The sequence below is a fragment of the Brevibacillus fortis genome, assembly GCF_046196545.1.
Taxonomy (GTDB): domain Bacteria; phylum Bacillota; class Bacilli; order Brevibacillales; family Brevibacillaceae; genus Brevibacillus; species Brevibacillus fortis_A.
In genome coordinates, this window is record NZ_CP176370.1 from 1,699,836 (window position 1) to 1,724,302 (window position 24,467).

24 protein-coding genes are annotated in these 24,467 nt (G+C 49.2%); 11 read left to right on the forward strand and 13 right to left on the reverse strand.

All coding sequences use genetic code 11. From position 1 onward, the window contains the following. Positions 1 to 98 precede the first annotated feature (98 nt). From ACKKE8_RS08990 to ACKKE8_RS09010, 5 genes are all read left to right on the forward strand, one after another. Positions 99 to 899, forward strand: a complete 801-nt coding sequence (locus tag ACKKE8_RS08990; RefSeq protein ID WP_409177869.1) for a serine hydrolase domain-containing protein — start codon at positions 99 to 101, stop codon at positions 897 to 899. 108 nt (positions 900 to 1,007) lie between these two features. Beyond that, positions 1,008 to 1,415 carry a hypothetical protein gene (locus ACKKE8_RS08995; RefSeq protein WP_409177870.1) on the forward strand — a complete coding sequence of 136 codons (408 nt, stop codon included), beginning with the start codon at positions 1,008 to 1,010 and terminating at the stop codon, positions 1,413 to 1,415. Positions 1,416 to 1,601: 186 nt separating this feature from the next. Continuing rightward, positions 1,602 to 2,921, forward strand: coding sequence for an ABC transporter substrate-binding protein (locus tag ACKKE8_RS09000; protein ID WP_409177871.1), 1,320 nt, complete (start codon positions 1,602 to 1,604; stop codon positions 2,919 to 2,921). 18 nt (positions 2,922 to 2,939) lie between these two features. Next, complete coding sequence (locus ACKKE8_RS09005; protein ID WP_409177872.1) at positions 2,940 to 3,890, forward strand: carbohydrate ABC transporter permease; 951 nt, start codon at positions 2,940 to 2,942, stop codon at positions 3,888 to 3,890. Then, the gene (locus ACKKE8_RS09010) at positions 3,890 to 4,723 is read left to right on the forward strand and encodes a carbohydrate ABC transporter permease (RefSeq protein WP_409177873.1); all 834 of its coding nucleotides are present in this window, start codon (positions 3,890 to 3,892) and stop codon (positions 4,721 to 4,723) included. The genes ACKKE8_RS09005 and ACKKE8_RS09010 overlap by 1 nt, the downstream gene beginning before the upstream one ends. Here the strand turns inward: ACKKE8_RS09010 and ACKKE8_RS09015 are convergent. The 10 genes from ACKKE8_RS09015 to nikC form a co-directional block, all read right to left on the reverse strand. Then, the gene (locus tag ACKKE8_RS09015; protein ID WP_409179085.1) at positions 4,720 to 5,598 is read right to left on the reverse strand and encodes a phosphotransferase family protein; all 879 of its coding nucleotides are present in this window, start codon (positions 5,596 to 5,598) and stop codon (positions 4,720 to 4,722) included. The genes ACKKE8_RS09010 and ACKKE8_RS09015 overlap by 4 nt on opposite strands. A gap of 72 nt (positions 5,599 to 5,670) precedes the next feature. Next, positions 5,671 to 6,117, reverse strand: a complete 447-nt coding sequence (locus tag ACKKE8_RS09020; RefSeq protein ID WP_409177874.1) for a hypothetical protein — start codon at positions 6,115 to 6,117, stop codon at positions 5,671 to 5,673. A gap of 135 nt (positions 6,118 to 6,252) precedes the next feature. After that, complete coding sequence (locus ACKKE8_RS09025) at positions 6,253 to 7,146, reverse strand: DMT family transporter (RefSeq protein WP_409177875.1); 894 nt, start codon at positions 7,144 to 7,146, stop codon at positions 6,253 to 6,255. Positions 7,147 to 7,168: 22 nt separating this feature from the next. After that, positions 7,169 to 8,497, reverse strand: coding sequence for a sodium:solute symporter family transporter (locus ACKKE8_RS09030; protein ID WP_409177876.1), 1,329 nt, complete (start codon positions 8,495 to 8,497; stop codon positions 7,169 to 7,171). Next, the gene (locus ACKKE8_RS09035; RefSeq protein ID WP_012685281.1) at positions 8,494 to 9,198 is read right to left on the reverse strand and encodes an AraC family transcriptional regulator; all 705 of its coding nucleotides are present in this window, start codon (positions 9,196 to 9,198) and stop codon (positions 8,494 to 8,496) included. Before ACKKE8_RS09035 ends, ACKKE8_RS09030 begins: the two co-directional genes overlap by 4 nt. A 4-nt stretch (positions 9,199 to 9,202) precedes the next feature. Next, positions 9,203 to 9,991 (reverse strand): sensor histidine kinase, encoded by a 789-nt coding sequence (locus ACKKE8_RS09040; RefSeq protein WP_409177877.1) that lies wholly within the window; start codon positions 9,989 to 9,991, stop codon positions 9,203 to 9,205. A gap of 95 nt (positions 9,992 to 10,086) precedes the next feature. Next, complete coding sequence (locus ACKKE8_RS09045; protein WP_409177878.1) at positions 10,087 to 11,082, reverse strand: ABC transporter ATP-binding protein; 996 nt, start codon at positions 11,080 to 11,082, stop codon at positions 10,087 to 10,089. A gap of 2 nt (positions 11,083 to 11,084) precedes the next feature. Next, on the reverse strand, positions 11,085 to 12,107 hold the full coding sequence (locus ACKKE8_RS09050; protein WP_174230428.1) for an ABC transporter ATP-binding protein: 1,023 nt from the start codon (positions 12,105 to 12,107) through the stop codon (positions 11,085 to 11,087). A gap of 12 nt (positions 12,108 to 12,119) precedes the next feature. Beyond that, positions 12,120 to 13,040, reverse strand: coding sequence for a nickel ABC transporter permease (gene nikB, locus ACKKE8_RS09055; RefSeq protein WP_409177879.1), 921 nt, complete (start codon positions 13,038 to 13,040; stop codon positions 12,120 to 12,122). Positions 13,041 to 13,053: 13 nt separating this feature from the next. Continuing rightward, the gene (nikC, locus tag ACKKE8_RS09060; protein ID WP_409177880.1) at positions 13,054 to 13,953 is read right to left on the reverse strand and encodes a nickel transporter permease; all 900 of its coding nucleotides are present in this window, start codon (positions 13,951 to 13,953) and stop codon (positions 13,054 to 13,056) included. A 180-nt stretch (positions 13,954 to 14,133) separates the two neighbouring features. Here nikC and ACKKE8_RS09065 point away from each other — a divergent pair, with 180 nt between their 5' ends. The 3 genes from ACKKE8_RS09065 to ACKKE8_RS09075 are packed head-to-tail and all read left to right on the forward strand — an operon-like array spanning position 14,134 to position 17,861. Next, a complete protein-coding gene (locus ACKKE8_RS09065; protein ID WP_409177881.1) occupies positions 14,134 to 15,369 on the forward strand; it encodes an amidohydrolase in 1,236 nt (411 codons plus the stop codon). A 16-nt stretch (positions 15,370 to 15,385) separates the two neighbouring features. Beyond that, a complete protein-coding gene (locus ACKKE8_RS09070; protein ID WP_409177882.1) occupies positions 15,386 to 16,609 on the forward strand; it encodes an amidohydrolase in 1,224 nt (407 codons plus the stop codon). A 34-nt stretch (positions 16,610 to 16,643) separates the two neighbouring features. Further along, positions 16,644 to 17,861 (forward strand): amidohydrolase family protein, encoded by a 1,218-nt coding sequence (locus tag ACKKE8_RS09075; protein WP_409177883.1) that lies wholly within the window; start codon positions 16,644 to 16,646, stop codon positions 17,859 to 17,861. A gap of 428 nt (positions 17,862 to 18,289) precedes the next feature. On the opposite strand, the gene ACKKE8_RS09080 is transcribed toward ACKKE8_RS09075, so the two are convergent. Beyond that, entirely contained in the window at positions 18,290 to 19,177 is an 888-nt protein-coding gene (locus ACKKE8_RS09080; RefSeq protein ID WP_409177884.1) for a LysR family transcriptional regulator, read from the reverse strand. Positions 19,178 to 19,290: 113 nt separating this feature from the next. Here ACKKE8_RS09080 and ACKKE8_RS09085 point away from each other — a divergent pair, with 113 nt between their 5' ends. Then, positions 19,291 to 20,673: an MFS transporter gene (locus ACKKE8_RS09085; protein WP_409177885.1), complete on the forward strand. Its 1,383-nt coding sequence runs from the start codon at positions 19,291 to 19,293 to the stop codon at positions 20,671 to 20,673. A gap of 12 nt (positions 20,674 to 20,685) precedes the next feature. Here ACKKE8_RS09085 and ACKKE8_RS09090 read toward each other — a convergent pair whose 3' ends face one another. Then, positions 20,686 to 21,570, reverse strand: a complete 885-nt coding sequence (locus tag ACKKE8_RS09090) for a LysR family transcriptional regulator (RefSeq protein ID WP_409177886.1) — start codon at positions 21,568 to 21,570, stop codon at positions 20,686 to 20,688. A 133-nt stretch (positions 21,571 to 21,703) separates the two neighbouring features. Here ACKKE8_RS09090 and ACKKE8_RS09095 point away from each other — a divergent pair, with 133 nt between their 5' ends. Then, a complete protein-coding gene (locus ACKKE8_RS09095; protein ID WP_409177887.1) occupies positions 21,704 to 22,906 on the forward strand; it encodes an MFS transporter in 1,203 nt (400 codons plus the stop codon). A gap of 69 nt (positions 22,907 to 22,975) precedes the next feature. Here ACKKE8_RS09095 and ACKKE8_RS09100 read toward each other — a convergent pair whose 3' ends face one another. Then, on the reverse strand, positions 22,976 to 23,818 hold the full coding sequence (locus ACKKE8_RS09100; RefSeq protein WP_409177888.1) for a DUF92 domain-containing protein: 843 nt from the start codon (positions 23,816 to 23,818) through the stop codon (positions 22,976 to 22,978). Positions 23,819 to 24,064: 246 nt separating this feature from the next. Here ACKKE8_RS09100 and ACKKE8_RS09105 point away from each other — a divergent pair, with 246 nt between their 5' ends. Further along, on the forward strand, positions 24,065 to 24,439 hold the full coding sequence (locus ACKKE8_RS09105) for a nuclear transport factor 2 family protein (RefSeq protein WP_056496315.1): 375 nt from the start codon (positions 24,065 to 24,067) through the stop codon (positions 24,437 to 24,439). Positions 24,440 to 24,467: the final 28 nt, after the last annotated feature.

A 24,467-nucleotide genomic window follows, 5' to 3' on the forward strand; every position in this document is an offset into this window, starting at 1 on the left:
TGTCTTTACGAAAAGGAGTGTTCCTAAGGCATGTTGAATGGCTTTTGGAACACTCTTTTTGCTAACTAGAATCTTATAGCCAAAGGCAGGGGAATGGAATGGATCACGCAAGCGTTTCGGCTCTGGAAGCATTTGTGCAGCAGTTCATGGAAAAGGAAAAGGTGCCGGGGCTATCTATTGGCATCTCCCAGAATGGTGAGACCATCTATCAAAAAGGCTTTGGTGTCACTGATCTGGGGACGAAACAGCCAGTAACACCTGATACCATTTTCGGCATTGCTTCGGTTACCAAATCGTTTACGGCTGCCGCTATCATGCAGCTCGTGGCAGAAGGCAAGCTTACTGTTGACGACTCGATTCGCAGCTATTTGCCTGATTTACGACTGAAGGCGGACATACATACTGACAACATCACAATTCACCATTTGCTCTCTCACACTTCAGGTGTTCCACCGCTGCTGCGCCGTGAAGAACTGACGAGACTCCCCGAGCATATTGCCTATTTGAACGAAGCCCAATTTGACCCCCTTGGTGTGCCGGGTGAGTATATCAGTTACAGTAACGACATGTTTCTCCTGCTGGGAGCTATTATCGAGCGCGTCACTGGGCAGCGCTACCGTACCTATGTAACAGAGCGTCTGTTAGCGCCGCTCGAAATGAATCGCTCGACCTTTAACCTGGAAGAAGTCGCTCGCTTATCCGATGTCTCCGTCCCTTATGTCAAAGGGGAGGAGCAACAACTGAAAAAGGTGCCGTGGCCCACGCTCGGTAACTATGAAGTGGGGGGAGGCATCCGATCCTGCGTCGTTGATTTGCTAAAATACGGCCAGCTCTATATCAATGCTGGGAGCTATAAAGAGAAGCAGATCGCAGATGGAGCTTCGCTTCGAGCCATGTAGCAGCCAGTTCATCGACTGACCAAAGACGCTTGGTATGGCTATGCGCTCAAAAGAACTCCCCATTATGCAGGAATAACGCTAGTTGAGCATGGGGGCGGCCAGCCCGGGGTGTCGTCGAACTTCGGGTTCGTTCCGGAAAAAGGACTAGTTGTCACCGTTCTTTCCAACCTGGAAAACGTGCCGATCCGAAACGTCTGGCTGGCTGCTGTGAATGCTGCACTTGGTTTACCGCTTGCACACAAAGAAGACGAAGCCCCGCTCTATTCGCCAACGAGAGAAGAGCTAGAGAAGCTCGTCGGGACGTATACGTCAGGGGAAGGCGGAAGATTGCGACTCTTCCTGCGTGAGGGTGCTCCTGTGGCTGAGGTAGCTGGTATTGAGTACGAGTTACGGGCCAGTAGCCACGATACGTTGATCGATGTACAAAACGGTCAACCGCTCCGCTTCTTTTTCAAAGAGCAGCAGAAAGCATGGGCGGTCCTCTTGGGGCTGAGAATGCTTTGCCGATGTGAGTAGGAGCTGCATTTCACTGAAAGATCCCGTCCAACGATTGCATGTGGGACGGGGTTTTCTTTTTGGAGAGCTTCACTGAAAAATGAGTAAAGAAAACGAAAAAACTGGTAAAGATATTAAAACTTATAATTCAGAATATTTAATATAATACGAACTATCTCGCAAAAAAGATCATGAGGGGGTTCGTGTATGGGATTTCGTTCCTGGATTTCTGTGGCGCTCCAATTAACGATGGCGACAGCTTTGCTTGTAGGCTGTAGTCAGTCGGCGGCCACTCCTGACCCAAAATCGTCGTCAGGTGCGAATGGCGTCACGCTGAAAATGGTCGAGAGCATTACTAGCCCACAACGAACTGCGATGTTAAAAGAAATGCTAGCCCAGTTTGAAGCGAAGAATCCGGGGATCAAAGTCGATCTGATTTCACCTCCCTTTGAAGGAGCGGATCAAAAGATCACACAGATGCTGATGGCAAAAGAAGAGCTGGACGTTCTGGAAGTCCGCGAATTCAATGCCAAGCAGTTTTCGATGAACGGCTTTATTGAAAATTTGAAGCCCTACACAGACAAATGGCAAAATTACGATCAGCTGACCGACGTCGCCAAACGGCGAGCCACATGGGTGGACAAAACTCCTTATTACATTCCGAATGGACTGTACCAGCGCGTCTTGTATTATCGGACGGATTGGTTTAAGGAGGCAGGGATCGAGGTGCCGAAGACGTGGGATGAGCTCTTGGTCGCAGCCAAGAAGCTGACGGACCCAGCCAAAAACCGCTACGGGTACAGCTTCCGGGGAGGTGCGACTGGGTGGGATTACGCGCTGATCACCATGTGGGCCTACAACGGGACAGAGGTCGACCCTGACTCAGCCTTTTTCATGAAGGATGGACGCACGCTCTTCTCCACGCCGCAATCACTGGAAGCGATGCAGTATTACAAACAGCTTTACAAAGAAGCCTCTCCAAAAGATTCCGTGAGCTGGGGCTTTCAGGAGATGGTACAGGGCTTTGTAGCGGGTTCGACTGCCATGCTGATTCAAGACCCTGACGTCATCGAGGGAGCCAAGGAGAAGATGCAGGAAGGGACGTGGGCGACCGCTCCGATTCCGATTGGTCCTTCGGGTGTCGCGCAACAAGTAGTCGGTGGACCGGGTTGGGGGATGACAGCGTACTCGAAACACAAGGAAGAGGCGTGGAAGCTAATTGAATTCCTCTCTGAGCCTGAACAGAGCACTCATTTTGCGAAAAAGACTTCCACGATTCCTGTCGTGAAAAGCGCGGCAGAAGATGAATTTTACAAGACGGGTTACTTCCAGCCGTTTATTGAGATGAGCCAGCAGCCGACGAAGTTCCTCGATGTTTCACGTCCTGTGGACTACAAAGGCTGGGGAGCTTGGCAAAGCACGGCGGATAAAGATATTCAGAGCTTTTTGCTCGATCAGCTCACCGCAGAGGACCTGTTGAAAAAATGGGATCAGTACTGGACAAAAGAAAAAGCCGAGCGAAAGTAGACGTGGGGGGATGGTAGCTTGGACACACAAAAACCCATCGTCATGACGACGAAGCAGGTTGTGCCGGAAGGGAAGAAATTGTTCCAAATCTCCAAAGAAGGTCGCTTTATATTTTTGTGCCTCTTGCCCGCCATTTTATTTGTTTCGGTCTTTACGTATTATCCACTCGTGCGTGGAATTATCATGTCTTTTCAGAACTACACGCTCTTTGACTTGATGAATATTCAGTTCATCGGGCTGGACAATTTTGTGAACGTACTGACAAGCCCAGACTTCCCGCGAGTTGCTATGAACAGCTTTTACTGGGTGTTTTTCTCCCTTGTCTTTCAATTGCTGTTTGGCTTCATGCTGGCCCTCTTGATGCGTAAAAAATTTCGCGGGAGAGGGATTTACCAGGCATTTGTCTTTTTCCCGTGGGCGATGTCCGGCTTTCTGATTGGGCTGATTTGGCGGTGGATGTTCAATGCCCAGTTTGGTGTCATTAACGATTTGCTCTTGAAAACGGGTCTGATTGAAGCACCGATCTCCTTTTTGGCGGATGGTACTTGGGCGATGGCTGCCGTCATTATCGCGAATATTTGGTATGGCGTCGCGTTTTTTGCCATCATGATTCTGGCTGCCTTACAATCGATCCCGGAGGAGCTGTACGAAGCGGCGGCAATGGATGGAGCGGGGCGGATTCAGCAGTTTTGGAGCGTGACACTGCCGTATATCATGCCTACGATGCTGGTGACGATCCTGTTGCGGGTCATTTGGATTCTCAACTTCCCAGACATTATTTACGCGATGACGAATGGAGCTCCTGCAGGCTCCACGCATATATTCGCTACTTACATGATCGATAAAGTCATCTTTGGACAAGACTACGGGCAAGCCTCGGCAGTGGGTGTCATCATTGTATTGATTTTGATGTTGTTCACGATCTTTTACGTGAAAACGACCAAAGTAGAGAAGGGAGGGGACTTCTGATGCACCGTGAACATCTAGGGTGGAGGACTGGCAGAGCGATTGTACTGACCCTGTTTCTTGCTTTTGCGATTTTCCCGCTGTATTGGATTATCATTACGTCGCTCAAAGGTCAAAAGGAAATCTTTTCGCTCCCGATTCAATATTGGCCGGAACAGGTGACATTGATTAACTACTTGGAGATCTTTCAGATTTCCCACTTTCAGGTGTACATCTGGAACAGCTTTCTCGTTTCCTTGGTCGCTTCGGCTATGGTCGTATTCATCGCGATGCTCGGCGGTTACGTGTTGGCCCGCTTTTCGTTTAAAGGAAAACGCCAGGTGATGTTCGGATTTCTCGTCACCCAAATGATCCCGATGTTCATTGGTATGGCCCCGTTGTACATGATGATGTCCAAGATGCACATCTTAAACAGCCTGTTTTCGTTGATGCTCATCTACACAGTCATGTTGATTCCATTTTGTACAATTATCATGTCTGGCTTTTTCCAAGGGATACCCAACGCCTTGGAGGAAGCAGCGATGATGGACGGTTGTTCACGGTTGAGCGCCCTGTTTCGCGTCATTGTGCCGATCATGCTCCCCGGAATTGCGGCCACGTTTATTTTCGCGTTCGTCCAATGCTGGAACGAGCTGATTATGGCAGTTCTGTTCATTGATGAAGAGTCAGTCAAAACGATTCCCGTCGCGATGAATGCCTTCATCAAAAAGTACGATATCGAATGGGGAGCGATGTCGGCAGCTACGGTGCTGTCAGTCATCCCGACGATGCTGCTGTTTGCGTTTTGCCAAAAGTACTTGGTGGAAGGGCTCACGCAAGGTGCGGTAAAAGGCTAGAGGTAGTCACGCATGCCGGCTTGGTATGCTGTCTCATCGTCGTTTTCCAGACCGAATAGCGCTTCCTCCAAGGCAAATGTACTGCGGTAAAATCTCATCCTTGTCATCACCTGCTCAAGCTGGGGATACAGCGGAGTGAAATGCTGCAAAAAGGGTTCCCCGTAGCTCGCGCAAAGTCCGGCGAGGTCATATGCCGGATCGCCCACACCTGAGCCGCCAAAGTCGATAATGCCTGTGATGCGCTGTTTTGTCGGGGAGTACAAGATATTCCCTGTGCCAAAATCTCCGTGAGTCAAGCAAGGCTGAAAATCAAAGTGGGCAGGGTCTGCCAGGTATGCTTCAAAGCGCTCTGCTACATCCTTTTTCGCTGGCTCACGCATGGCTGGGAACAATTGCGAAACAATCTGTTCATACAGCTCAATCAACTGCTTGGCCATGTCAAAATCGCCAGGGATAAGCTCCGGGAGCAAGGTGGAGACGGGAAGCTGGTGCAGTTCATGAAGAAATTGTGCCAGCTGGGCAGCGACAGTCGGTACCGAATTTTGACGAGAGGCTGCTTGAAAAGCTTCTCGGGTAAAAGGCTCACCTTCGAGTAGCGGATATCCGGCAAACACCCGCCCAGGTATTTCCTCGGCAAAGGACAAATAGGTCGGAGCCGGAATCGGCAGGGAGAGATAGGGGTTTACCGTGCGTAAAATGTTCGTTTCGACCTTCAGTTGCTCGATTCCGGTGGTATATTTCGGAAAGCGAAACACGTACGCGTCATTGACGATGAGCACATCATTGTTTTGGCCCATTTCGTTAAAGTAGGCGGAAGTGATGGTCAATTCCGGATACGTTGCTTGAATGTGTTGGATGTACGCTTGCTTTGTCATCATGATTCTCCTTCCAATACGCCGCATTTCGAAAAAAGAGCACTCTCCCCTAAGGAAAGTGCTCTTTCGTATTTACGATGCTGCCAGTTCGAATCTGACGAGCGTTTCTTTGGTGTCTGCGAGCTTTTCTAGTTCAACAATTCGCCAGTTATGGGAGATTGTCCTGCGCATCCACGCCAGTGCATCGTCTGGTAAGCGAACGTGGTGCAGCGCTGTTTCCTCAACTTGATAGTCACGCTCCGCTTGGATGTTGTAGCGTTTGTTCAGCAAAAACTTGATCCCGTTAAAAGTGGTGAACTTGATTTGGTAGCCTTCACGAATCGCAGCTTCCAGCGTCGAGGGATCATTTTTGGACAGTTCAAAGAGATGGGTGTAATCGTACTTGCCGCCCTCCACGTCCAAAAAAGGCGCAGGGTCACCTGTTCTCAGCTTATGGATGATTTCCTCGTCGACGAATCCATGGGCACGGGCTGCCTCTAAGAGCATCGTTTCCCACTGGGATAGTTTTACGGTAGACATGGAATGTCCCTCCTCTTATCACGAAGTAACGGGACGCACATCGCCCGCCTTTCTTCAAGTATAAAGCAATGAAATTGTACTTCTCAACTACAATTCCGACTGTTTTAGTGTGAAAAGCGCAGCGAACGGTTTTGATCAGGATGGAAGCGAGGAGGGCTTCTTCTTTTCACGCGGCTCCTTGGAAGTTGTGGTCAAGGTCACGCCCGCGATGATGAGAATCGCACCGAAAAACTGTACGGCTGTTACAGGCTTTTCCAGCAATAATAAGCCAAAAAGCATGGCAATAAACGGCTCCAGATTGGCAAACATCGCGGCTTTGGCGGCACCTACCTTCTGGAGTTGACTGTTCCAGATTAAGGTCACAATGCCGTGCATGATGACAGCGGTGACAAACAAGAGAATCCAGGATGAGAGGCTGGTGCTTACCGTAGCCGTAGGGATGCTGATCAGGACAAAAGGCAGCATCGATCCGAAGCCGATCAAATTGGATACGAGTGTCGTCACGAGAGGAGGGAGTCGATGTCCCAACAACCTGACGAGTATGATCGAGGTCGCGAATGTCAGCATCGTCAATACAATCCAGAGGATACCTACATCAAAATGCAGCTCTGCTCCTGTATAAATGACGAATAAAACGCCTGAAGTACCGATCACCGAACCGATTGCCATACGGCCAGTCAGCGATTCCTTCAAGAACAAGGCAGCCAAAAGAGCGGTTGTAATCGGCGTCAGCGCCAGGATCAGGGCAGAGGTGGTCGGATCAGCTGTAACGAGCCCTTTGTAGAAGGACCACTGATTGATGAATACGCCGACAACTCCCAGTACCGCGAGCAAGAGCCAGTCCGTACGAGAGAGTTTGGGCATTTTCAGACGCCCTCTGGACCAAATGAGCAGAAACAACACGATAAACAAGAGACGCATAGCCGACAAAAAGAGCGGAGAAAACTCGGCGACGAGCATTTTCCCGAAGACGAAATTGCTGCCCCAAGCGGTTACGCAAAAAATGAGCAGCAAGTAGGAGCGTAGCATAGGATTCGTTCCTTCCTGTGGGTCAGCGAGTGTGATCGGGCGTTCGGATATACCGTTTCCATAGCCAGGTCATGCACAAGTAGGCCGTTAAGACCAGAGCTGTACATAAGGAGGCAATCCAGATTGCCATCATCGGATCGACGTACATCCGGCTGCTATAGCCTGCGACGAATCCCATTACTGCGCTGATCAAAATGAAAGTAGGTGCCTTCCCCTTCGTCAACACGATGACGACGACAGGCAAAAACAGCGAGGCATAAATAATGCCAAAGAAGAACAGCAAATCCAGCAAGGTCGGCTGGAAGTAGATCGTCAAACCATACGAAAGCGCACCGATAGCAATGGCAAGAATGTAGCCCAAACGGATTTTTTGCCGTTCGGAAGCGGCTGGGCGGAATAGCTGATAGACGTTGTTGACCATCAGACTGATCATGGAATGAAGACCTGCACCAAAAGCGGACATGATCGCACCAAAGGCACAGAGGACAAATAATACAAGCAATATCATCGTGTCAATCTTGCGTACGAGATCAAACAACAGCGAGTAAATATCATCAAAGCCGCCCGTAAAAAGAACGATGATGATCAGCGAGGAAAACGCCAGTGGTACGGTGGCAAAAATGAGTCCGGACACCAGAAAGGTAGGAACGATCTTTTTCTCTTCCATCATATAGAGCCGCTGCCACGATGCCTGATCGACAAACACTTGACCAAACCCAATCAACAGCCCGGTAATGATAAAAAAAAGACCCTCGTTGTTGTTGAGCACCAGAAGGTAAGGATGGTAAAGGCGCAGTCCGTTATAGACGTGCTCGACCCCTTTTCCGACGAAAAAGTAGACGGGAATCAGGATAATAGCCGCAAACGTAATGACAATTTGCACGATGGCGAAACGATGGATCGAGCGGATACCTCCGATGCCTGCAAACAGCACACAAAATCCAAAAAAGCAGAGCAAGCCGAGCGGGATCGGTAAGCCAAACAAGATGTTCAGCAATACGCCCCCAGCCATTCCCTGGACGAACATCGCTTCAATCGTGGTAATCAAAAGGATGATGATCATCAGCCAGTAACCAACCGGATGCAGTTTGTCCCGCATGTAATCCCCGATGGTCATCCCTTCTGACAACTCACGGCGGACCTTACGTCCAAGCAGTCCAAACATACTGAGGGCAAATGCTCCCATCAAAGCGAAGCCGATCCCGCCAAATATCCCGTATTTGACGAGTGCTTCCGGTGAACCGAATATTGTGTTTCCGGTTACCCAGCGGGCGAGGATCGAGACGACCCCAAGCCCAATGCCGATCTTTGCTGCACCTACCATGTATTCGCGAAACGATAAGTAGGTCAAGATGCATTCCCCTTGTCCCGGTATTCTTTCGGGGTTTTCCCCACTACCTTGCGAAAAATGGTGCTGAAATAGTGTTGGCTGTTGAATCCAGTTCGCTCGGCAACCGTCGATATGCTCCAATCAGGATGAGCGATCAGGAACTTCTTCGACATTTGAATGCGGTACTGCATTAAATACTCAGAGAATGAGACGCCTACTTCTTCATGAAAACGGCGGCTCAAATACGTCGGATTGATATGGACCTCTGCGGCAAGATCAGCCAAATTCAGCTTCTCCGCGAATTTTTGATGAATGATGTTCATCGCATCAGAAATAATTCGGGTGTAAGCGGAGAGGGCAGGACTCTTCTGATATTTTTTCAGAATGTCGACCAGCTCGCTCTCAATGACGGGCTTCGTGATGTAATCCACGACACCGAGGCGGATCGATTGCTTGGCATAATGAAAATCTTGATAAGCCGTTACAATGATGAGCTCGATGTCTTTGTGCTGGGCTCTCAGCTCTTCGCCAAGCACCAGCCCGGATTTCCCCGGAAGATTAATGTCCAGAAAGGCGAGATGAAGAGGAACCTTCTGGCTGATCGCCATGGCCCTGCTGCCATCTGCGGCCTTGTAGAATTTCCACAAGGGGAACATGGGCTGAATCAAATACTCGAGTTGGTCCAGCTCCAACGGTTCGTCATCCACGAGTAGTACGTTCATCTTCTCACCTCAGATCGATTTGTTCATACGTACAGGGCCACCTGACAGACACAAGAGTTCCTCCCTCAGATATCGGAGCAAGCTCCAGATGTGCATGATCACCAAAACAAAGGTGGAGCCGCCTGCGGATGTTGTCCAACCCGTGACCGCTCTCCTCATGTGGCTGTTCAGTTTCGATCTCACTTTCATTCTGGAATGCTGTGAGTCCGGAAGAACCGTTGTCGATGACCGTAAGCAGGACATCGTCATCTTTGCGGCTTATGCGGATGTCTAAGATAGCTTCGCCCATTTTTCGTTCCAATCCATGCTTAAATGCGTTTTCCACGAGCGTCTGCAAGACGAATGGGGGAATGGATGCTTGCAAGAGATCATCTGCACAATCTAGTTGAATCCGGAGTCGATCGCCGAAACGCAGCTTTTGAATCTCCAAATATTGCTCCGTGTACGTAATCTCTCGCGCCAATGAAATCAATGGCTCTGTGGATTTGTATTTGAATTTGAGAAACTGGGAGAGGACTTCGAGCGCTCTCACCAGTTCCTTCGTTCGGTTCAATCGCGCCAGACTCAGAATGACATTTAGCGTATTAAACAAGAAGTGAGGCTGGATTTGTTGATTCAACTGATTGTAAAGCGCTTGCTGCAGCTCTTTTTCCAGCTCGATCTTCAGATTCTTGTTTTCTAACAGATCAATCCGCTTCTCGAAAATGAACAGAAACAATAAAGCAATAGCTCCTATAATAGGAGCCAAAATAAACAGCAGAATGAGCAATGTGAAACCTTCAAAGCTTATCATGAGATCCCTTCTGTATGGATAGATTTTGCAGTTACCATCATATCATGCTGCTTCGTGATCTCTTGCGTTTTTAGAAAATTTTAATCTCTCTATTACTAGACTTGGACGATGTGGCAAGCTACTTGATGTGTGTCGTGTAAGCTCGTGAGTCCTGGTAATTCTGTTTTGCAGCGATCAATCGCATATGGGCAACGCGTATGGAAGCGGCAGCCCTGCGGAGGATTGATCGGAGAAGGTACATCTCCGCGCAGAATGATCCGCTCCTGCTTTTTGTTTGCGTCCGGCACCGGGATTGCAGACAAGAGTGCCTGCGTGTAAGGGTGCTGCGGGTTGTCGAACAGCGACTTTTTATCCGCGATCTCTACCACTTTACCGAGGTACATTACCATGACGCGATCTGAGATGTGACGAACGACGCCGAGGTCGTGGGAGATAAACAAATACGTTAGCTTGAATTGCTTTTGCAGCGATTTCAGCAGATTCAGCACTTGAGCCTGAATGGATACGTCGAGTGCCGATACGGCTTCGTCACAAATGATCAGCTTCGGTTGCATCGCGAGGGCACGGGCAATCCCGATCCGTTGGCGTTGTCCACCGCTGAACTCATGCGGGAAACGGTCAATTTGATCTGGACGCAAGCCTACATAGCCGAGCAGCTCGATAATGCGCTCGCGGCGTTGATGCGCAGGTACGATATTTTGGATGGCCAATGCTTCCCCGAGAATAGCGGATACAGATTGGCGCGGGTTGAGCGAAGCAAATGGGTCCTGGAAAATGACCTGCAAATCCTTGCGCATGTCGCGCATTTGCTTTTTGGACATCGCCAGCAGATCTTGTCCTTCGAATAATACCGTTCCGCTCGTCGGCTCATCCAGGCGGAGGATGGCACGACCGGTAGTGGATTTGCCACAACCGGATTCGCCTACAATACTCAGTGTTTCACCTTCATAGATCGTGAAGCTGATATCATCCACGGCTTTTACGTGGTTGACGGTACGGCCTAAAATGCCGCCTTTGATCGGGAAGTGCTGCTTGAGATTTTTTACTTCGAGCAGTGGTTTTTTCGGTGGATTCGCTTGTGTCGTCATCATGGTCATACCCCCACTTCCGTAGCAGTCTTGGTGTCGCCGTCCCACTCAGACGTATACATCCAGCAGCGTACTTTGCTTCCGTCTGCATACTCCAAGAGCTCAGGAAGCTTGGTATTGCACAGCTCCGTTGCATGCGGACAACGTGGAGCAAATCGGCATCCAACTGGCATGTTGAACGGACTTGGAACGTTTCCTTTAATCGCTTGCAGCTCTTCCACGTCCTCATCCAGACGGGGGAGGGAGTTCATCAGTCCTACTGTATAAGGGTGGCGTGGATTCGCGAACAGATTTTGTGCAGTCGTGTACTCCACGACTTTTCCTGCGTACATGACCGCAACGCGATCGCATGTTTCAGCAACGACACCAAGATCGTGGGTAATCATGATAATGCTCATGCCCATTTCGACTTGCAGCTTTTTCATCAGCTCGAGAATCTGAGCCTGAATGGTAACGTCCAAAGCGGTTGTCGGTTCATCCGCGATCAAAATTTCCGGGCGGCAGGCGAGAGCCATTGCGATCATGACGCGTTGGCGCATACCCCCAGACAATTCATGCGGCTCTTGCGTCGCGCGTTTTTCCGGGGAAGGAATACCGACCAGACGCAGCATGTCTACTGCTTTGTCCCACGCTTCCTTACGTCCCATGTTTTGGTGCAGGCGCAATACCTCTGCGATTTGCTCCCCAACCGAATAAACCGGATTAAGCGAGGTCATTGGCTCTTGGAAAATCATCGAAATCTCGTTGCCGCGGATCGCGCGCATGTCTGCTTCCGATTTTTTCGTCAGGTCTTGCCCTTTGAAAAGGATTTCTCCTCCTACAATTTTTCCCGGAGGACTGGCAATCAAACGCAGGATCGAGAGGGAAGTGATACTTTTTCCACAGCCCGATTCTCCTACCAGACCTAGTGTCTCTCCTCTATTTAGAGAGAAATCAACGCCGTCCACTGCTTTACTGACGCCATCGTCTGTGAAAAAATGCGTTTGCAGATTGCGAACGTCCAGGATGATATCTTGTTGTTCCGGCATGGTGATCCCTCCTTAGTTCAGATCAATTCGTTTATTGAAGTACCGATACAATACATCGACGAGCAGGTTCACGAACACGAAGATAATGGAAGCGATTAGTACGCCGCCTTGTACGACAGGCAAATCACGCATGCGGATCGCATCGACGATCAGACGACCCAAGCCGTTGATGGCAAATACAGATTCTACGAGAACTGTACCACCCAAAAGGAAACCGAACTGCAAGCCGACGACGGTAATAATCGGGATCAACGCATTTTTCAGTGCGTGCTTGTAAACGATGACAGATTCTCTCAAGCCTTTTGCTTTCGCTGTGCGGATGTAGTCTTGACGTACGACGTCGAGCATACTGGAGCGAGTCATACGAGCAACGATGGCAGCCCCAGCAGTACCGAGCGTGATTGCTGGCAAAATCATGTGCTTCCAAGTGCCCCAGCCTGCAACAGGGAAGAGTTGCAGCTTGACGGAGAACGTGTAGATCAAGCTCAAGCCGAGCCAAAAGCTTGGCAAGGATACACCGAGCAAGGCAATGACCATGATCGTAATATCAGCAGCAGAGTATTGCTTGGTAGCAGAGATGATCCCTGCGATCATCCCGAGTACAACCGTTACAAAAATACTGGCAACGGCGAGCTCGATAGTAGCAGGCAAGCGCGCCATGATCTCATCCCACACGGGGAGATTAGAGCGAAGGGATGTACCCAGATCGCCTTGGAACACGTTGGCAACATATTGCACGTATTGAACCATGATTGGCTGATCTAAGCCGAGCTGTGTACGCATTTTCGCAATCGTTTCTGCAGAAGCGCCTTCACCAGCAAGCAATACAGCCGGGTCGCCAGGAACCATTTGCATGATCAAAAAAACGACCAGAACGACACCGAGCAGGACGGGAATCATCTGCAGCAGGCGACGGATAATGTAAACAAACATGAAGATTTCCCTCCTATTGTTTCATTCGTGGATCGAGAGCGTCCCTGAGGCCGTCCCCAAATATGTTGAAGCCGAGAACAAGAGTTGCAATAGCGAAACCAGGGAACATAGCCAGATGCGGAGCGGTAAACAAGAAGTCGCGTCCGTTACTGAGCATGGCGCCCCACTCCGGCAGAGGAGGCTGTGCTCCCAGTCCGAGGAATGAAAGGCCAGCGGCGGATAGAATCGCGGTAGCTAGGCGCATCGTTGCCTGTACGATAATAGGAGACAAAATGTTTGGAAAAATGTGTTTAAAGATAATCGTGAAGTCATTGGCACCGAGTGAGCGGATGGCATCGATGTACTCCAGTTTTTTCACGGTTAAAGTAGAGCCGCGGACGATCCGTGCAAATACAGGAATCGAGAAGATACCAACGGCGATCATGACGTTAAAGAGACTAGGGCCCAAAGCACTGACGATGGCCAGAGAAAGCAGGATTCCCGGGAAGGCGAGCAGGACGTCGATGACACGGGAGATGACTGTATCTACCCAGCCTCCGTAGTAACCGGATAATAATCCGAGAATAATTCCGAAAAATGCACCAATAAAGACGGCGACGAATCCGACGGACATCGAGAGCTGCGTTCCGTATAAAAGACGGCTCATTACATCCCGACCTTTGTCATCGGTACCCATCCAGTGTTCAGCAGATGGTGGCTTCAATTTGTTAACCAAATCAATCTCATAGGGATCGTAGGGAGCGATAAATGGTGCCAACAGGGCAATCGCGATGTAAAAAATCACGATACAGCCGCCTACCATGGCGAGTTTGTTTTTTCGTAGTTTCCTGTAAAAAGTCCGCCATCTGCTAGGGCGTGCAGCCGCTACTTTCGGCGGAAGAGCTTGATTGGTTGGTGCGATCTCAACCTTCATGGTGTAACCCCTCCTTTGCTTACGTCAAAGTTATCAGAAAAATGTACGAAGTAAAGGCAATTTGAACAAGTCGTAAAAATAGTGAAAATAGACGTAAAGATTGTGCAAATCAAGTCTTTCAGCTTCCTAGATAATGGGGGAGAAGGGAATGGAGAGAGACAAAGAGAGGGTGGATAATGGATGGGCGTTACCTATTGGTTGACCAATGTTCGTTTGGAGACGGGCTACCGTCGGGAAAACGGTGTCGTCACGGGGACAGAGGCATCCTTGTTTCACATTTTAGTAAAAGACGGAAAATTCGCGCGTATTGTACCAGCGACAGAGAAGCTTACAGACGGTATTTTGCAAAAGGATGCAAAAGGCTTATTGGCACTCCCATCTTTCGTAGAGAAGCATGTTCATTTGGACAAAACGCTTCAGGGAGAACCATGGCGGGCCGTCATTCCTGTGTCCAATATCATTGAACGCTGCGAAATTGAAAAGCGCACACTGCCGGGATTGCCGACAACCACACAAGAGCGTGCGGAGAACCTGTTGGAGATCCTCTTGTCGTATGGCTCGACACATGTGCGTACACATGTGGACATATACCCGGAAGTGGAAATCTCCAATTTGGAATCAGTAAAAGCGGCATTAGCAACCTACGCGGATCGAGTAACCCACGAGATCGTGGCGTTTCCGCAGCATGGCTTGTTGCGTACAGACGCAAAAGCACTCTTGCGTGAAGCATTGCGCCAAGGTGCGACTCATGTCGGGGGCGTAGACCCAGCTAATGTGGATGGCGATATAGAAGAATCCTTGCACCAGATGATGGAGCTGGCGGTAGAAGCAAACGCAGGTGTGGACTTGCATTTGCATGACCCGGGACATTTGGGAACTTACACGATGAAGAGACTGGCTGCAATGACCGTTGACGCTGGCTGGGAAGGCCGCGTAGCAATCAGCCATGCGTTTGCGCTCGGAGACATCCCTGTGCAAGAAGCAGAGGAGATGGCGACGATCCTGCGGGAAGCAGGCATTACGATCATCACCAGCGTGCCATTTAGCCGCGTCATTCCACCTGTGCAATTGTTGCACCAAAATGGCGTAGACGTTGCGGTCGGCTGCGACAACATTTTTGACACGTGGCAGCCATACGGAAATGGCGATGTGCTGGAGCGCCTCTGGCGCCTGGCAGAACGTAATCGTTGGCTGGACGAGCTGTCCCTGTCTCAATCGCTGCGTTTTATCACAGGTGGCAAAACGACGCTGGATGCCAACGGAACACAGCTGTGGCCTGCACAAGGGGAAGACGCTAGCCTGATCCTCGTGGATGCGACCTGCTCAGCGGAAGCGATCGCGCGCCGTGCAGATCGACACGCTGTATTCTTCAAAGGCAATCTCGCTTCTGGTCAAGTGGAAGAAGTGAACGTTTAAGAGGGGTGAAAAGCCGGTGAAATCTTCTCCTTATTGGATTGTCAACGCTCGATTGGAAGTCGGGTATGAGTGGGAAGAAGGCGTGATCAGTGGAACTCGGACAGAGCTGTGCGATTTGCTCATTGAGTATGGAAAAATCACACGCATTGTCCCATCTAGTGAAATTTTGGAGGATGGGCTGCCTAAAAAGGACGCGAAAGGCTTACTAATCTTGCCGTCTATGGCCGAGAAGCACATTCATCTGGAAAAAACGTATTACGGCGGCCGATGGAAGGCAACAACTCCCGTAAAAAACTTGTTCGAACGCCACGCTGAGGACAGAGGGCTGTTGCCGATGTATCTCAAGCAGGCTCAGACAGGAGCAGAAAATATTCTCTCGCTGCTGGTGGAAACAGGGGTTACGCATGTAAGAACGCATTGTCATGTGGACCCACAGGTTGGTCTTGGGTTTTTGGAAGGAATGAAGAATGCGTTTGAGACGTATGCAGACCGTGTCTCCCATGAAATCGTTGCTTTCCCGCATTATGGCATGCTGCGTACTCAAGCACGCGACATGGTACGTGAGGCACTGCGTCAAGGCGCCACTCATGTAGGCGGCGTAGATCCAGGTGGAGTAGACGGCGACATCGAGCGTTCCCTGCAAACAATGCTAGAGCTGGCAGTCGAAGCGGATGCCGACATTGACATGCATTTGCATGATCCGGGGCATCTCGGCGTGTTTACGATGAAGCGCCTCGCTACTCTGACTGAAGAGGCAGGCTGGCAAGGACGTGTCACGATTAGTCACGCGATGGGATTAGGCGATGTTTCGCAGGAGGAAGCCAGAGAGATGGCACAACGACTCGCCTCCCTTGGTATCTCCATTGCATCGACCGTGCCGATCAATCGCACGACCATTCCAATTCCGTTGCTGCATCAAGAAGGGGTTGCCGTTATGCTCGGCAACGACAGCTTGACCGACAACTGGACACCCTTTGGCAGCGGAGACTTGTTGGAAAAGGCAGGGCGATTGGCTGAACGCTTCCGCTTGACGGATGAAAGATCGTTAGGCGTAGCACTCGGCTTCGTGACAGAAGGGCGGATCACTCTCGATGAAACCGGGAATCGCCTGTGGCCATTGGTTGGAGATGAGGCGAGCCTGATGGCGGTCGAAGCGACATGTTCAGCAGAAGCTATTGCAAGACGTGCGAAGCGCAAGGTCGTTCTTTTCCAAGGCAATCGGGTAGCGGGTGAGTGGTAGTACTACTTTTAAATAGAAAGGATGTCATGGATAGATGTCTACAGCCTATTGGATTACCAACCTCCGCTTAGAGAGCGGGTACCGTAAAGAAAATGACAAGGTGGTTGCTACAGATACTGAAGTGGCGCATCTATTAATCGAAGACGGACGAATTGCACAGATCGTGAGTGGAGCTGCTCCACAAACCGAGCTGCCAACGAAGGATGCCAGCGGTCTATTGGCACTGCCGTCTTTCCGGGATATGCACATCCATATCGATAAAACGTACTATGGCGGTCCTTGGAAAGCCGTTACACCAGTGAAAAACATCTTGGGTCGACTGGAAGAAGAGAGCCAGCTCATGCCGAAGCTGTTGCCAACAGCACAAGAGCGCGCAGAAAAAATGCTGGAATTGCTGCTGTCCGCAGGCTCCACCCATATTCGCTCCCATTGTAATATCGATCCGTACATCGGACTCAAAAACCTGGAAGCGACTATGGCTGCACTGGAGACCTTCAGCGGCAGATTGCAGTGCGAGGTCGTTGCCTTCCCACAGCAAGGTCTTCTGCGAAGCAACCAAGTGGAGAACATCCGCCAAGCCTTGAAAATGGGCGCGACCTACGTTGGCGGTGTAGACCCGGCGACAGTGGATCAAAACATCGAGAAATCGCTCGCTACCATTTTTGAGCTGGCAGTCGAAGCGAATGCACCAATCGACGTTCACTTGCATGACCCAGATCATCTCGGGGTGTTTACATTCAAGCGTCTGGCTAAAATGACCGAAGAAGCAGGCTGGCAAGGTCGCGTTACCATCAGCCATGCCAACTCCCTTGCTGACATCAGCCTGGAAGAAGCAGGCGAAGTAGCGGAAATGCTCGCAGGCTTGGGCATTTCGATCACTTCCACTGTACCAGTGAACAGAGGAACAATTCCGATCCCATTACTGCATGAGAAAGGCGTGTCGGTCTCTCTCGGAGACGACAGTATTACCGATCACTGGTCGCCATTTGGTCAAGGCGACAGCTTGGAAAAAGCAGGCCGCTTGGCAGAGCGCTTCCGCATGCAGGATGAGCGTTCGCTGTCCCAAGCGCTGGGCTTCATTACAGGCGGGAAAACGCCGCTGGATAAAGAGGGCAACCGCCTATGGCCGAATGTTGGCGACGAAGCGGATATCGTATTCGTTCACGCATCCTCGGCAGCAGAAGCAGTTGCACGCCGTGCGAAGCGTCAAGCAGTGATGTACCGTGGGAATGTTGTCTCCGGGGCTTTGTAAAATCGAAAATGAAATCTTTAACAAAAACAGACACGCGAATGTGACGTGTCTGTTTTTTGTTCATTTCGAGGCATCAGAGGCTGCTGTAGATGATCCGGCAACCTCGTTAAGCTATTGGGATATGCCTGCACCTAAAATGCATGGCACCAGCATAAAGGATCGTCTCCCCCACAATGAGGGCAACAACCTCCTGTATATCGAAGTCGAATTTGATCTGAATGTAGCACACCATAGTCGGTAATCGGTTCGACGCCCGGGATTGGTTCATCTGGGATCTCGCGCACTTTCATGTCCGACCACTTTCCGCTCCAGGAACATATACGGCACTTTAATCTCTCAGCTGTAGGATGCAACGCATTCTCGATGACGATCATACATTCTTGACTGTTGGTATGACAAGTAGGACAATCGTGAAGTTTCATGATTCATCACCTCTCAAGCTTGCATACTTCCCCAAAATAATCGACAACGACATCACGGAATTCCTGAGCAGCTCGCGAAATGTACCGACTCTTGTGCCATAATAAAGCGATTTCCCGTACCAATTCGTGATTCTCTACTTGGAGATACTTGATTAGTTCACGAGAATCTCTAGCTGTGCTTGGTATGAAGGCTATGCCAATTTCTGCTTCCACCAGCTGGATGAGCCTTGCAGGTTCATCTCCCTCATACACATATGTAGGTGCGAATCCAGCTGACTTGCATATAGAGTCTACAAAATCCCGTGTACCGTACCCTTTCTTTACACCGACAAACGATTCATCCTTCAGCTCTGTCAAAGATATGATATTTCGGTCTGCCAGTCGATGTCCTCTTGGAACAGCTACGAGAATAGGGTCAATGTACACGATTTGACATTCAATATCATCCTCTTGTATAGGCGGTGAGGACAAGCAAAAATCGACCTCTCCTCTATGAAGAAGCGTAATCATTTCCTGCGTGGTCAGCATTTGTACATGAAATTGGATATCGGGCCGCTTTTTCCGAAACTCTCGAAGGATATTGGGCAGCGTGCTTGCAGTAGTCACCGCCAATTCAAGCGTGCCATGCTCCGGGTTGGACAAATCGCGAAGCTCCAGTTTCCCTTGTTCCAATTCAAACAAAGCTCTTTCCGCCCGACAGAGGAACTTGCTTCCGAACTCATTCAGACGCAGCTTTCTCCCTTTTCGATCAAATAGCGGGACTCCGAGATCCTCCTCCAATCGTTGAATCGTTTTGCTTAGGGACGATTGGGTCACATGCAGACTTCGTGCAGCTTCGGTCACATGCTCCATCCGAGCTACCGTGAGAAAGTATTGCAGTTGAAGAAGTTCCATTCAGCACACTCCATTCATTCCTTCCAATCAATGAAATCATAACATGAAATGCGTTGGAGTAAATGTTTGAATTCCAGTACGATATCATCAAAACGCTTTAAGGGGGACTAAAAATGGGGTCTCACAACAGGTGGTTGATGATTTCCGTTGGACTAGGGATATTGTTGAACCCATTAAATTCTTCGATGATTTCTGTTGCGATTGCAAGGCTGCAAAATGTGTACCGACTTGACTTCACGGTTGTCTCGTGGATTATTTTCTCCTTCTATATTGCGAGTGCGATCGCTCAACCTGTCATGGGAAAGGCAAGCGATTTGTTCGGCCGTAAGAAGATATTTCTTACTGGGCTTGTCGTATCTTTTGTTGCTTCATTATTAGCGCCATTATCACCAAGCTTTGGGTGGCTCATTGTGTTCCGAATCGTGCAATCGATTGGAACAAGCATGATGGTTGCGGTTGGAATGGCCATTGTACGAATTCATATTACAGAGAAACAAGCGACTGCGCTTTCTGTACTGTCCATATTCCTATCCGGAGCAGCAGCAATTGGACCTTTTATTGGCGGGGTATTGATTCATTATTGGGATTGGTCTGCTATCTTTCTCATTAATATTCCGTTCGTGGTGGCTAGCTTGCTGTTAGGCTGGAGGATGATTCCAAAGGATGAATCGGCAGCATCTGCTGCACATCACATGTCTTTTCGAAAATGGTTGGAGTTGATTGATGCAACAGGGATCGTGCTCTTCGCAGTGGGTTTGGTTGCACTGCTCGTGGGATTGCTTTCAGCAAAATCATCTGGGCATGTCTCATGGTGGCCTATCATGGTTGGAGGGATCGGCCTCGTTACACTGGGGGCTTTCGTACGACATGAGTTAAAAACGACTTCTCCGTTTATTCCTCTACGGACATTCGCCAAGTATCCTGCGATGACGTGGGTTAATATCGAATTCATGCTCGTGAATGTCCTTTTTTATTCGCTTTTTTTCGGGCTTCCGTCCTACCTGCAAATGGTTCGTCATGTCAGCGAGTTCCATACAGGAATTCTCATGCTCAGCTTAGGTTTATGCTCACTCATTGTGTCTCCATTAGCAGGACGATGGATTGATCAATCAGGACCTCGGCCTGCATTGTTCGCATCCGCCATGCTGATGACATTTGGGTCATTGTGGCTCGTGACGTTAGATCAAGATTCACATGTGATTAGTGTCTGTGTAGCGTTAGCAGCATTCGGTATTAGCAACGGGTTAAACAATGTCGGAATGCAAGCAGCCTTGTTCGAAAGTTCACCAAAAGAAATCATCGGAGTAGCATCCGGATTATTTAATACATCCAGATACCTGGGAACCATTCTCTCCTCGTTGTTGATCGGCATTATAATGGGAGATAAGTTTAGCGCCGAGGGGTTGCAAGCGCTTGGCATTATCCTCACGACAATCGCTTTGTCTTTGGTACTCATGAGTTGGCGACGGGAATCAAGGCAAAGGGGGGAGTCGTAGGTTCACCCATCCTTATTCAAAATCGCAGGCATGGTTCATAACAAATTGTTTAAATTTTTCAGTGGCAGGTGATAAATATCTCCCTTCTACCCAAGCAATTCCAATGGTCCGTTGGCATTTCGGGCTTTTGACAGGGATTTGTGTGATCTTACTCTGGTCCGTTCCCTTTAAATTGGGCAAAAGGGAGATTCCCAGTCCAGCAGCGACCAATCCTGCAACGGTATCTGCTTCCTCTCCTTCAAATGTAATCGGAGGTGTAATTCCCGCTACTTGAAACAATTGCTCGACGGTGATGCGAAGGGAGTATCCTTCTTTTAAATGGATAAATGATTCATCTGCAATCTCTTCCAAAGTAATCGAAGTACGATTTGCATATTTGTGGTCTTTGGGGACAATCACAAAAAGTTCTTCATTCCAAAGCGGCTTCCATACAAAGGGAGATTTCATATCCATAGGAGCAAGTAGACAAAGATCAAATTCTCCTCCTTGCAACTGATTCATAAGCGTATGGGAGGGACCTTGTCCGAGTCGAAAATGAATGTTTGGGTAGTGGGAGCGAAATGAAGCCAGTAAATCAGGGATACGACTGGTACTTAACGTGTGCAGAAACCCAAGAGACACCTCTCCCTTTTCTGGATCAAGTAAATCCATGATTTCTTGTTTTCCTTCATGAAATTCCTTCATCATGTTCTCGACTCGCTTTAAAAAGATATGACCATATTTATTGAGCCGAATCGAACGTCCTTGACGGTCAAACAGGGGCACGCCTATTTCATCCTCAAATCGGGCAATCGAACGACTAAGGGCAGACTGGGAAATCGAGAGAGCTTCGGCAGCATGTGTCACGTGTTGGATTCTTGCCAGGGTTTGAAAATATTCGAACTGTTGCCATTCCATTCGAAAGCACCACTTTCTGTTCGGATTTTTCATTACATAAATGCATGAAAAACATGATTATAATGAATTATACATCATAGATAAATGGTGATACCATGAAACCATAATCATCCTGAAATGATATGGTGATCACATGATACAACAAGGCACGCCACTCTTCCGCAAAACCAGCTTTGCTTTTTTTGCTGCTGGTTTCAATACGTTTGCTATTCTTTACTGCGTACAGCCTTTGATGCCGGAATTTTCAAAAGAGTTTGCGGTTAGTCCAACGACAGCAAGCCTTTCCCTCTCCATTACAACAATGGTTCTTGCCGTCAGTATGCTCGTTTTTGGTTCGTTGTCTGAAGTATGGGGACGCAAGCCAATCATGATCGTTTCCATGCTCGCTTCGTCTGTGTTTTGTATTCTCACAGCATTCAGTTCGAATTTTCATGTTCTCCTGGTATTGCGAACGATTGAAGGAATAGCATTGGCGGGTTTACCCTCCATAGCAATGGCTTATCTTGGAGAAGAAATCGAATCCAAAAGTTTGGGAGCGGCTATGGGTCTCTATATATGTGGCAATTCCATTGGGGCTGTGTTTGGCAGGGTTTTCTCAGGAATGATGAGTGACTACTTCGGCTGGCAGATCGCAATAGGAGGGATTGGTCTCATCAGTTTGGCTGCCACACTGATTTTTTGGAGCACCTTACCGCCTTCACAACATTTCAAAGCGCGCCCATTCGTTATTAGAAAGTTAGGTCTGTCTTTAATGGACCATCTAAAGGCCCCAAGTCTCATTTGTTTATTTGTCATCGGCTTTTTACTTTTAGGGAGTAATGTAGCGTTGTTCAATTACATCGCTTATGTATTGCTCGAAAAGCCTTATTCACTCAGCCAAACCTTTATAAGTTGGACATTTTTAATTATGATCATCGGAATGTTCAGCTCTGTCTGGACAGGAAAATTAATAAATCGTCACGGTAAGCAAAGGCTGTTATTCATTAGCTTATTCCTTGCATTAATAGGCGTCTGTTTGACGTGGGAAGCGAATCTCATTATGAAGATAGTAGGACTTGGATTTTTTACTTTTGGATTTTTTGGAGCGCATGCCGTTGCAAGCAGCTGGGTGGGACAGCTTGCTTTACAGAACAAAGCACAGGCCTCTTCCTTATACTTGTTTTTTTACTATACGGGATCAAGTGTAGGAGGAACACTCGGCGGATTGTTTTGGTCCGCATACGGATGGGGAGGCGTCATCAGCATGAATGTCGGCTTTCTCCTAGTTGGCTTCATACTTTGGGCGTGCGTCTCAAAAATGGTACAGAACGCGAAGAAAGTGACGAAAGTAGCCTAGACTTGTGCCCCAAAATAAAGAAACGGAAAAACTCAGTATCGTTGTGTGATACGAAGTCTTTCCGTTTTTTTATAGGTCAAACGATAAGCCGATGGCCAGCGCGAATAAGACGGCGAAAGCACCACCTGCAAGCGAGCCAGCGACATTGACGGCATCGTTGTTCCAACCAGCGCGACCTCGGATTCGCACGGCTGGCTTGCCGCAGTGACGAGCCTGCTCGATTTCACGACCGCAAGCGCCGCAACGGTACATTTGCTGCCATGTCGCACCGATCCATGAATCGACCAGTGACCCTATCATGCCCGCCAGTCCAGCTATGCCGATCCAAGCTGCCAGTCTAAGGGCAGGGGTGATCACATCCGGCGCAGTTTGGCCGGGTAGCGCAAGCAGCAACCACGCTGCACCGCCGATAAATAGTCCACCAGCCAGCGAAGCACCCATGCCCAGGCCAGAAATACCGCCAGAAGTGCCGGGCGGAACACGCTGACCCGTCTTGATCGATCTCGGAGGATTGCGGCTTAAACCGCCAATTTCTGTCGCCCATGTATCGGCTGTGACCGCCGCCATTACGCCGAGGAACGCGTACCACCAAAGCGGGTGCGGCCATGCCCAATTTGCTACACATAACAGGAGCCCGAGCCCGCCGTTTGCGAGCACTTGGCCGGCATCGCGTCTCCCTGTTTTCTCATAACCGCTCTCGGCTTCTTGCTTTTTATGCTTTTTCCACTTGGACAATAAGGTGGACGAGACAAAAAAAGCGATGAGGGAGCCGAACCAGATAGGGCTTCCGAGTGCGTACATCACGGTGCCCAGTATCACCGCCGCCAAAAAGCCGGAACCAGACAGCGACCGTTTTACATAAGCCGCCCCCGCAATCCCGGCGCTGCAGGCCAGACCGATTAACCACTCCACAGTTTCCTGCCCCCTTTGCTTTGAACTATTATACCTTAAAGCAGAAGGCAAGATGAGCGGTTTCCTCTAGAAAATGGTAATGACAGAATAGAGGAGTAACAAACACATTCCCCACAATAATAATGCTGTGCACCCTATCAGTATAGGTACACATATAAAAAAAGTCGGAGGGAGATGGGTTTGTTATACGAATATGTTTAAAATACCAACTCTGAGGAACCTTTATGAAAGAAAGGATGATTTGGTATGAAGACTTCTCTCAAAGAGAATGCGGTGTCGTTTTTGCAACTGGTAGCGTCGGGGAATGTGCGAGAAGCATACCAAAGATACACAGGTCCGAATTTCCGCCACCATAATCCCTTTTTCCGTGGCGATGCACATTCTCTTATGCTCGCAATGGAAGAGAACGCCGCAAAGAATCCTCATAAGATTCTCGAAGTGAAACGTGCCATCGAAGAGGGAGATATCGTTGCGGTTCATTCCCATGTGAAGCAAAACCAAGAGGATCTTGGGGGAGCTGTGGTCCATATCTTCCGTTTTCATAACGACCAAATCGTCGAATTCTGGGATGTAGGCCAGCCCATACCGGATGATTCCCCCAATGAGAATGGAATGTTCTAAAGTCAGGATATTACACAAAGAACGGTAG